Raw genomic sequence first — 7740 nt, forward strand, 5'->3', positions numbered from 1 at the left:
TCAAACTTTGGACTTAGTATATTCACTAGGGTCTGTTGTATGATTCTATCTTCTATCACAGGTATTCCAAGTGGTCTTTTACCTCCACTCTTCTTTGGTATATACACTCTTCTTACAGGTGCTGGTGTATACGTTTTTGTTTTAAGTTTTTCTAGGATTTCAAGGATTCTTTCTTCCGACTTTTTATCGAATTCCGCAATGGTCTCCCCATCTATCCCTCCGCTTCCTTTATTAGTCTTTACCTGTTTCCATGCCTCCTTCAGTTTCCTGTCTCTCAGCATCTGACCATATAAAGAATGCCACTTAAATTTTAGTGGTTCGTTCATAAAACTCTTTTCCTCCTTCCCCACACATCTGGTTCGTCTATACCTCAGTATCGTGACCATTGCCATTGTGTGAAATTTAGTTAAGTCGCATAAGGTCAAGCCTCTTCACATTCAGCCAGGCTTTGGTTTCTTGACCTACTTCGCTACTATAAGCTTGTCTGACTACTCCATACATCTTATAAATTTCGCATTACGCTTATATCATAAGACCCTTTGCGAGTATGGAGTTCTCACAGGGTTATCGCTATATCCTTACTGACATGCCAACTATCATCACGTTAATACTCCTATCTTCTCATCCAATTCATTGAAGAAGATTAGTACATAGACTTCCCATTTTTTCGCATGGTCGCCAAGTATTCCCGCCGCCTATATAGTTCACACTACATTTCGGCCTGCCAATCCGTCTGTGGGCCTCTCGGTTACCCATAACTCCTTCATACAATTTCTCACGAAACCGCATTAGTTTAGACTTTCTGTCTTGCATTGGAACTCAACAGAGTAGGACTTTCACCTACATGACACCTATCTTTTCAGGATTCATTTATTTCGTTTATACTCCGTATCGTAAATACAATCCCTAATAAGAAAGAATTTCAACCATGCCTGTACATGGTTGAAATATAGCGACTGCCTGTCGCACAAAAAGATGTGCTATCCTTTGCACATCTTATGTTCGTTTATCAAATTTTGTATGACATTTTGGACAAGTAATTGTAATTTCGCCCTTACCTTTTGGTACCCGTAATTCCTGTTTACAACTAGGACATTTATAATACTTATGTGTCTTACGATCCTGAAAACGGTTTTTTTTCTTACGAAACCACATACGAATCGGATACGTCTTCTGCAGATATAAAGTATTCTCTGCACTTCGTTTATATGTTTTACGCGAAAGTATGCGAAACCAACACCAGATAATCAATATTGTAGATAAGTACGTAATCATGCTATTTTGCATGATCATTCCTATCATCGTTACAATGAAATATAAAACAAGAATAGCGAATGACAGTTGGTCAACACCATATCTTCCACGCATAAAATTCTGAAACCATTTCATGTTGAAAACTCCCTTCATCATGTAGGGTATTATATCACTATTTCATTATATTCTCCAGTTTTCCTTCTATATTTGAAAGTTTCACATAATTGTGAAAGAACCTTGTGCTTCTTGTAATTACGAATACACCACAAATACGTATGATAGATATCATCATCTATAAACGCAATTGCATATGCATTGACAATCCCCAAAAACAATGCTATCATAACAACGACAAAAACTTCAGGGTCGGGTGAAATTCCCAATCGGCGGTAAACCCCGCAAGCCGTAACTGGCAGGAACCGTGTGCAATTCCGGTGGCGACAGTATAGTCTGGATGAAAGAAGTATAGTGTCTTTTTGATATTCCCTAAAGGTTTTGTTGAAAACCTTTTTTTGTTGTTTTCACAGCAGAAAAAGGCTGACAAGGATGGCTCTATCAGCCAAAGGAGGAATAACATGTCAGCTTATGTTTCAACAAAAAAACAGATGAGTATGCAAACAATCGCCAAAATCAGCATGCTAGGAGCTCTAGCCTGCGTCTTGATGATGTTTGAAATCCCATTGCCTATCGCTCCACCATTTTATAAGATTGATTTTAGTGAAGTTGTTGTATTAATCGGCGGTTTTGCCATGGGTCCATGGGCAGCAGTTGCCATTGAGGGATTAAAAGTCGTTTTAAACCTTTTATTAAATGGTACGATTACCATGGGAGTTGGTGAATTTGCTAATTTTCTAATTGGCTGTGCCCTGGTCGTACCGGCAACCGTTTTTTATCAACATGAAAAAACAAAGAAAAATGCTTTGATTGGCCTAATCATGGGAACGATCATTATGACACTTGTCGGGGCATTGGTTAATTATTTTATCTTAGTTCCTGCTTATGCCTATTTTATGAGTCCTGCCATTACGATGGAAATCATTATTGGAATGGGAGCTGCTATCTTCCCCAATATTCATGGATTGCTTGGCTTAGTACTTTTATGTGTCGTTCCATTCAATATTATAAAAGGCGTTTTAGTGAGTTCCATCGTCTTTGTTTCTTATAAAAAAGTAGCTCCATTATTAAAACGTTCCTAAGCAAAAAAACGATGTTTTGAAGTGACTTGAATCCCCTTTATTTGGTTAATTATAAACTATGGGGTTGACTTCAAAATAAACATCGTTTTTTTATTTATTGCTTTTCCTTCTTCAAAAATCTTTATACATTATATCTTATACTAACTGTTCTTTTCAAATACCAATTCCTGACAACTCAATTCAAAAGCACACGCTTGTACGATATCGCGTATATAAGCGTTTCTTACATCAATATCCCCAATGATCGTAGAAACGCTCTTTTCTTTAGCTGCTAATGCGCAAGCCGCCTGTAACAACACTTTTCCTAAGCCCTGAGCTCGAAAAGCAGGGTGCACTGCCAAATATCCGATACCACGATACTTTTCACTAGACGTATTTAAAAAGACGATTCCAGCAGGAGTACCATTCACAAACAACATTTGCCGATACGTAAGAGGTTCTTGCTCAATTAGTTCTGTAAATAGCTTGACCGCTGCTTTATATCGCCCATATCGTATGGCATCTTTCCTTATAGAACGATCTTGATTCTGCTCATAACATGCCTGTATCATCTCAATAAATAAGGTATCCTCAACATCTCTGCCATCACGAAGATCTGCTTTTATAGGATAAGCATAAGGTTGACGAATATAACTCTCTTTTTCCTGGGTAATTACAAAATCTGACAATAAAAGACTAGTTTTGACAAGTTCATGATTGCTTTTATCGGAATATAAATGTGTTACGATATGTTTCTCATAAATTCTATTACAAGCTTCCTTAAGAAAGCCAACCGCTCTTTCAACAGGTATTTTTTCCAGTGTCAGATATGTCAAATAGCGATTCAGAATTATTCTGCCATAGATTCGTTGCCCTTCTTTTAAAATTAGGCAATCTTCCATATTCAGACTACCTCGGTGAAACTCCTCAGATAATGCTTCATTTTGCGCGTTACTGCTAGCTGCCATATGACATACAGCAAATAGTTCATCCTTTGTTGAAACAATTTTTATTTCCATGAAATTCCCTTCTCATCCACCCATAAAAAAACATGTATCCATTTCTGAATAACATGCTATTTTACACTTGATTTAAGAAAAGCTTCATAGGGTGGATGTGCATGTCAGATTCAGAAATAAGTAAATCGTTTATCTTCATCGCACATCACCTCACTTTATTATCATAATTATAACATGCTTTTTATGAATCTTCAATGACCTTACCTTGCTACCTTAAAGCAATAAGAAAAAACTTCTTTTTTATCATCAAACATCATGATCTATTCTGTAAGATCGTTTATGTATTATGTATCATCTCTCTTTGATGCAAACACGTAAGATACGATCCATCAGTACAAGCAAAAAAATCATCCAGCCTGTCCACGCAAACATGCCAATCATATCGAAATTCAAACGACATAAATTTAACTCTCGACCAATTCCTTCCTGCATGCCCCCTAGAATCTCTGCCATGACTCCGACCTTAAACGCTAAAGACATCCCTGCTGACAGACTAGCCTCAATGCTAGGACGCAATAAAGGTAAGTATACACGTCGAATTTCATAACTTTCCTTTTCCGGATAAAGTTTCATGACTTCCATTAAATCTTTATCCATATGCAAAAGGGCACTAAATAGATTACTGTATATTACCGGAAACAGAATAAGAAATAAAATCAATATCACTGCAATACTGCGGGCAAAGATAATTAAGACAATTAAGATATAAGAAATATTAGGAACACTTCTTGTTAATAAAAGGAATGGATAAAATAAATCACGGAAGATATGAGAACGATAACTTAAATATGCACAAAACAACGCAAAAAGAAATGCTATAATCAGTCCTGCAAAACCACGCAGCAAAGTAACCTCTAACGTTGTATAGAAAGAAACAGAAAAAACTTGGGTACTCATACGTTGTACCACTTGCCATGGATATGGAACCAGCATATCATTATCCTTTACCATGGCAAAGACTTGCCAAAAAAGTAAAAGAATTGTTGCGGCAGCTATTGTGCGATATCTTTGATGGCGTTTCATTACTTCTTCTCCTTGATAAACAATAAGTCTTCATTATCAACCTGAAATGCTAGTTCCTCTTGTAAATAAGAAATGATTTGTTCCTCACGCAAAATAATAGGTGTTCTATTATGAATCTGCGCCATCGCATCTGAGGTTTCTCCTGTTACAATCACGAATTCTTTTTTTTCGTTATATATTCCTGCCAAGTAGAATAACGGCATGCCTTGTTTACGAATATAAATCTTCTGCTTCCCATTTCCTGTCTTTATCCACTCATAAAACCCATTGCAAGGTATCAAACAGCGTTTCTTTAAATAAGGCGCAAATGTTTTTTTCTGCTCTATTCCTTCCTTACGGGCATTGATCAAACGTTTTCCTTGATACCCTTCCATGCCCCATTTCATAACATCCACATCATAATCATTTTCTCCACGTGTTAATACCAGTGCTTTTTGTGATGGGAACACTTCTTCCTGAGCATATTCAAATAAAGCCTTTTGTTCTACCTTAGATTGCAAACGTTGAAAAGGTACACTATCCTCAAAGGCAAAGTAATAACGTCCACACATGATCATCACCTCCTATCTAACCATCAGCTTACAGCAACTTCTTCCTTTTTCAATTTTGCGACTTCTTCTGGTATCCAATCTTCACCATATTCCTGTGCTAACGCCTGTTCATAGTATTGGATAGCCTCTTCCTTCCTATCCGCTTTCGCCAATACTTCTGCCATGCTAGCGAAAATCCAACCATCCTTTCTTCCCAACTGCATCGCTGTTGTAAAGTCACAAATTGCATCTTCTAACTCATCTAATTGGTAATGACACCATCCGGACATCGAAGGATGCATCGCATTCTTAGGTTCTTTTTTTCTAGCCTTTACAAAATATTCAAGGGCTTTTTCATATTCTTGCAGTTGCAAATAATTCCAGCCCAACTCGCCATAAGCCCAGCCATCTGCACCAAAACGCTTCAATCGTTTCGATAATACTTCGATTGCCTTGCGTTCCTTACCATCTCGCCCCAGATTCCATGCATATAAATCAAACATATCCATGCCTTGTTCTCCATGCGATAAACAAAACTCACAAGCATTTTCAGCATGTTCATAATCTCCTAAATCACTATAACAACGGGCAAAATGATACATTAACCACATATCATCCTTCTTTTCTTTTTCAGCCCGCTTTAAAAATGCTAATTTCTTTTTCCAATCCCGCTGCTTGTGCGCTATCCAAATCATTTCCTGATAAATCCAATAATGCTCTTTCTCTCGATGAATGGCCTTTTCGTAGTAAGATAATGCACGATCATAATGTGCATTTGCATGCTCCATATCATCTAATAAACGATAGGCATCTCCCATTAGGGCATGTAAGCTCGTATCATCTTTCCCGGCAGCTTCCGCTTTCTTTAAATGTTCTAGAGCATCCTTTGCACGATGTAAAGATATGTACGCATTCGCAATCTGAAATTCCTTCCATGGTTCATGTTCTTTCTCATGGATTTTTTCCAAATATTGAATTTCTCTCTCATAATCTTCTTTTTGATGATAGTAATTTGCTAAATCAAAACAAGCGTCACTATCTGGATCTAATTGATAGCTTTTTAAATAATACTCCAATGCCTGCTCCTTTTTATCAAGTGATAGATAACAAGATGCAGCTTGAGCTAAAAGCCATGTATTATTAGGATCGTCCAATAATGCATCTTCAAAGCAATTCACAGCCTGCTCATATTCATGAGCTTCTTTGAAGCACCATCCAATCTCGCCATGAATCCATGCTTCATCAAATCCAAGCTCTAAAGCTGTCAATAACTCCTCCATGCCTTCTTTGATTCTTCCTTGCCGATCATAACAAAAGCCTAGCTGTGAATGCATCCATCCATCTTCCCCAAACTGATGAATACCTTTCAGCAGATAGATTTCCGCCTCTTGATAACGTTCCATATGATTTAATAGCCATCCCATATTCCCATAATAAAAAGGATCATCTAACGCATATATTTTATATTTCTCCAGCAGAATACGAGCATCTTCTAGTCGATTTTCAGCTAGTAGATCCGCAAATTCTTGTTTATAATCCAAACTCATCACCATCCACTTGTTTTCGTATCTTTATTATATCTCAAATAGAAGATAAAGAAAAGAAAAGCGATTTCTCACAGAAACCACTTAACTAAGAATTTGTAAAATACTTCCAGTGACAAGAGCAATTATAAATAATATACCAAGTATACGGCAAATATCCTTTTTATTATCATACATCTTAAATAACACTAGTAATCCCAATCCAGCACTCGTAATCAGTCCTGCAGTTAATGCACCAAAGCTCACAACACCGTCAATAAACAGTTGTGATAAAATAACGCTGGCAGCACAATTGGGAATGAATCCGACAAGCGACGCAAATAAAGGTTGTAAGAAACTTCCAGCACCTAAAAATTGTGCTAATGCTTCTTCACCAAACTCATGAATGATGAAGGATATGATAAAATTCACACAGAAAATAAAGAGAAAGATTTTCAGTGTATGTAAGAATGCAATCGCAAAGATGGATGGATGTTTTTTCTGTTCTTCATCACAGTGCTCATGAATGTCATGTAAAGGATGATTTTCCTTCATGTGATGCTGTTTCACTAATAGATCTATTAAGTACCCTGAAATGCATCCAATCACCAGTTTTACTGCAATCACCTGCAACAATACATCTAATTGATTAGGTTGCGCAATTAAAATAGGAATAGCTTCATCACTAGTTGATACAAAAACTGCTATCAACGTACCAAGAGTGATAGAACCATTCATATATAAACCACCTGCAATAACAGAAAAACCGCATTGTGGTACAATACCTAGCACAGAACCAACCAGTGGACCAAATCGTCGGGTTCCAGCTAATAAACGTTGCATCTTATCATTGCTTTTATGTTCAAGATATTCCATAAATACATAAGCTGCGTATAAAAAAGGTAGCATACTCAACGTATCATGTAAAACATCAGTTAAAAGATCCTGCATGTTGATTCTCCTTTCGCATCACTTAGCAATTTTACCACTTTTCGATTATTTATACCAGTAGTATGAGTTCTTTATGAATTACTTAAATTAAATCCTATCAGCGAATCAGGCAAGTTGCCTCTTTGTTGAAAAAACATGAAATTTGATGCTAGCGAGTTCCTCACATAAGGAATGTGTTTAGCTTTCTTTCTCTATATAGAAAAAAACCTGTCCTTCTCAGAACAGGTCTTCCTACCTGGCAACGTGCTATCTTTACTGGAGCTCG

The 7740-nt window shown here is 37.0% G+C and carries 7 protein-coding genes, 1 pseudogene and 1 riboswitch; of the genes and pseudogenes, 1 reads left to right on the forward strand and 7 read right to left on the reverse strand.

Annotated features, from left to right (window positions below):
• Together EDD61_RS13540 and EDD61_RS13545 are read right to left on the reverse strand one after the other, a co-directional pair.
• Positions 1 to 326 (reverse strand): annotated as a pseudogene (locus tag EDD61_RS13540) (group II intron reverse transcriptase/maturase); the annotation flags it as partial.
• A gap of 670 nt (positions 327 to 996) precedes the next feature.
• Entirely contained in the window at positions 997 to 1389 is a 393-nt protein-coding gene (locus EDD61_RS13545) for a hypothetical protein (protein WP_008687565.1), read from the reverse strand.
• Between the two features lie 217 nt (positions 1390 to 1606).
• Positions 1607 to 1724, forward strand: a riboswitch (FMN riboswitch).
• Positions 1725 to 1829: 105 nt separating this feature from the next.
• Here EDD61_RS13545 and EDD61_RS13550 point away from each other — a divergent pair.
• Complete coding sequence (locus EDD61_RS13550; protein ID WP_008687560.1) at positions 1830 to 2450, forward strand: ECF transporter S component; 621 nt, start codon at positions 1830 to 1832, stop codon at positions 2448 to 2450.
• A 140-nt stretch (positions 2451 to 2590) separates the two neighbouring features.
• Here the strand turns inward: EDD61_RS13550 and EDD61_RS13555 are convergent, their stop codons facing one another.
• The 5 genes from EDD61_RS13555 to EDD61_RS13575 all read right to left on the reverse strand — a co-directional run bounded on the left by EDD61_RS13555 (position 2591) and on the right by EDD61_RS13575 (position 7475).
• Positions 2591 to 3448 (reverse strand): GNAT family N-acetyltransferase, encoded by an 858-nt coding sequence (locus EDD61_RS13555; protein WP_132225839.1) that lies wholly within the window; start codon positions 3446 to 3448, stop codon positions 2591 to 2593.
• A gap of 291 nt (positions 3449 to 3739) precedes the next feature.
• On the reverse strand, positions 3740 to 4471 hold the full coding sequence (locus EDD61_RS13560) for an ABC transporter permease (protein WP_008687557.1): 732 nt from the start codon (positions 4469 to 4471) through the stop codon (positions 3740 to 3742).
• Positions 4471 to 5022 carry an SOS response-associated peptidase gene (locus EDD61_RS13565; RefSeq protein ID WP_132225841.1) on the reverse strand — a complete coding sequence of 184 codons (552 nt, stop codon included), beginning with the start codon at positions 5020 to 5022 and terminating at the stop codon, positions 4471 to 4473. The genes EDD61_RS13560 and EDD61_RS13565 overlap by 1 nt, the downstream gene beginning before the upstream one ends.
• 23 nt (positions 5023 to 5045) lie before the next feature.
• On the reverse strand, positions 5046 to 6548 hold the full coding sequence (locus EDD61_RS13570; protein ID WP_132225843.1) for a tetratricopeptide repeat protein: 1503 nt from the start codon (positions 6546 to 6548) through the stop codon (positions 5046 to 5048).
• A gap of 81 nt (positions 6549 to 6629) precedes the next feature.
• Entirely contained in the window at positions 6630 to 7475 is an 846-nt protein-coding gene (locus EDD61_RS13575) for a putative manganese transporter (protein WP_132225845.1), read from the reverse strand.
• Between the last annotated feature and the right edge of the window lie 265 nt (positions 7476 to 7740).

It is taken from the genome of Longicatena caecimuris (assembly GCF_004341945.1).
Taxonomy (GTDB): domain Bacteria; phylum Bacillota_I; class Bacilli_A; order Erysipelotrichales; family Erysipelotrichaceae; genus Longicatena; species Longicatena caecimuris.

Bases quoted from the DNA above. Each gene is read 5' to 3' on its own strand.
- EDD61_RS13545 (WP_008687565.1), bottom strand. From the start codon at position 1,389: ATGAAATGGTTTCAGAATTTTATGCGTGGAAGATATGGTGTTGACCAA.
- EDD61_RS13550 (WP_008687560.1), top strand. From the start codon at position 1,830: ATGTCAGCTTATGTTTCAACAAAAAAACAGATGAGTATGCAAACAATC.
- EDD61_RS13555 (WP_132225839.1), bottom strand. From the start codon at position 3,448: ATGGAAATAAAAATTGTTTCAACAAAGGATGAACTATTTGCTGTATGT.
- EDD61_RS13560 (WP_008687557.1), bottom strand. From the start codon at position 4,471: ATGAAACGCCATCAAAGATATCGCACAATAGCTGCCGCAACAATTCTT.
- EDD61_RS13565 (WP_132225841.1), bottom strand. From the start codon at position 5,022: ATGTGTGGACGTTATTACTTTGCCTTTGAGGATAGTGTACCTTTTCAA.
- EDD61_RS13570 (WP_132225843.1), bottom strand. From the start codon at position 6,548: ATGAGTTTGGATTATAAACAAGAATTTGCGGATCTACTAGCTGAAAAT.
- EDD61_RS13575 (WP_132225845.1), bottom strand. From the start codon at position 7,475: ATGCAGGATCTTTTAACTGATGTTTTACATGATACGTTGAGTATGCTA.